Below are 1,540 nucleotides of genomic sequence, written 5' to 3'. Positions count from 1 at the left end.
CTAGGTGAAGTACAGAAATTGTGATGCCAATTTATGAGAGGAAGGGGTTGGCGATGTCAACCCCTTCCTCTCCCGTATAAAAATGATTATCATTCTCATAAATTGTACATTTTATTTTTTGGAAGTCCCTAAAACCAAATAAAACAATTACTGCATAAATCCCTAATTCTCCTAACTGAATAATCAAACTAACAAGAGAAAATTCTCCAGCATTAACCGACACACAAATTGCCAGAATTAACAAAGCAGCAATATCAGTAAATATAGTCGCTCCAATAGTAACAGTAACTGCTTCATTACCAACCACTCCTAATCGATTAACAATGGGATAACCCAACAAAGTATGAGGAGCAAAAAGAGAACCAATTAAAACTGAAGCATTCCAGCCAAAGCCAAAAATTCTACCAACTAAAATACCAGCAATAATAGGGATAAAAAAAGTGATCAAGCCAAAACCAATGGAGCGATTTCTAGTTTTATTGAATTGTTCTAAATCTATTTCTAAAGCGATTACAAACATCAGATATATTTTGCCAATATCTGATAGTAACTTCATAGTTTCTGTATCGCTACTGAGAATTTGTAAACCATGAGGACCTAGTACAACTCCTCCCACTAATAATCCCACTAAACCAGGTAGTCGAATACGTTCAAAAATTGGCGGAATGGTTAAAATAACCAGTAGAAGAATAGTGAAGGCAACAATTGGAGTATTGGGCAGCAACTTAATTACCTCTTATTGAAATTTTTCCTACCTATACTAACAAAGCCTTTAGTTGAAGATGAAAATTCTCATAAAAAATCCTCACCTCATAAGAAATAGTTAGAGACAAGGATTCAAAAAAGTTTCTATGTTATGGTTGTGAGAAAAATCTACTGTAGTTTTTGATGCTGTAAGGTTTAACTCAAAAGCCATCCTCCTAGACTCAGGATTCCTATTAATGTTACTGGTTCAGGAACAACTTTAAACAACTTTATATGTAACAGTGCCACTTCCGATTAAAGTGAATTGTTGTACATCTCTTAATCTTATAGCAGTTTTCGAGCTTGACATCCTCCCGACGCTGCACTTGCGTGACAGCGCGAGATTCCTAACCATCGCGCTATTTGGGCTTTCTGCTGCCTCTTGCAGAGGAGCTGTCTCTTACAGAGGAGCTGCCTCTTGCTACGGTAGCTCTCGCTAACGCTAACGCTAACAATGCACCAGCCTCCAAGGCCCTCGCCTCTTTCCGGTCTAAAGGCGCGCTCCTAAAGACTTGCCAGCGCCGCCAAAGGGGGTCTCCCCCATGAGCGACTGGCGCTGACACTGCTAGCCCAGCAACCTTTAGATATATAGCACACTATTGGAAAAACCGCAACATTGATTGGTTTTCCAATTGCGTCGCTCCCTTGTCAGGAGAGCGCGGGTCAAAGCAGGGAAAACGCATCTAATTTTTTTGACAAATGACCAAGATTCCGCTCGGAGAAGGTGCTGTGTGATACATTTGCTCCCACAAAAACTATTTTCGAGTCAGGGATAGAACTCCATTCTACCCTCCAC

General features: G+C 40.1%; 1 protein-coding gene and 1 pseudogene. Both read right to left on the bottom strand.

Annotated elements, in window-relative coordinates:
* Window positions 1-133 precede the first annotated feature (133 nt).
* A pseudogene (locus F6K22_RS40630) lies at window positions 134-730 on the bottom strand (cation:proton antiporter); the annotation flags it as partial.
* Between the two features lie 170 nt (window positions 731-900).
* The gene (locus F6K22_RS42890) at window positions 901-993 is read right to left on the bottom strand and encodes a PEP-CTERM sorting domain-containing protein (protein ID WP_363275514.1); all 93 of its coding nucleotides are present in this window, start codon (window positions 991-993) and stop codon (window positions 901-903) included.
* Between the last annotated feature and the right edge of the window lie 547 nt (window positions 994-1,540).

The sequence above is a fragment of the Okeania sp. SIO2F4 genome, from assembly GCF_010672385.1.
Taxonomy (GTDB): domain Bacteria; phylum Cyanobacteriota; class Cyanobacteriia; order Cyanobacteriales; family Microcoleaceae; genus Trichodesmium.
Note: the sequence above shows the minus strand (reverse complement) of the source record. Positions and strands in the feature narration are given on the sequence as shown.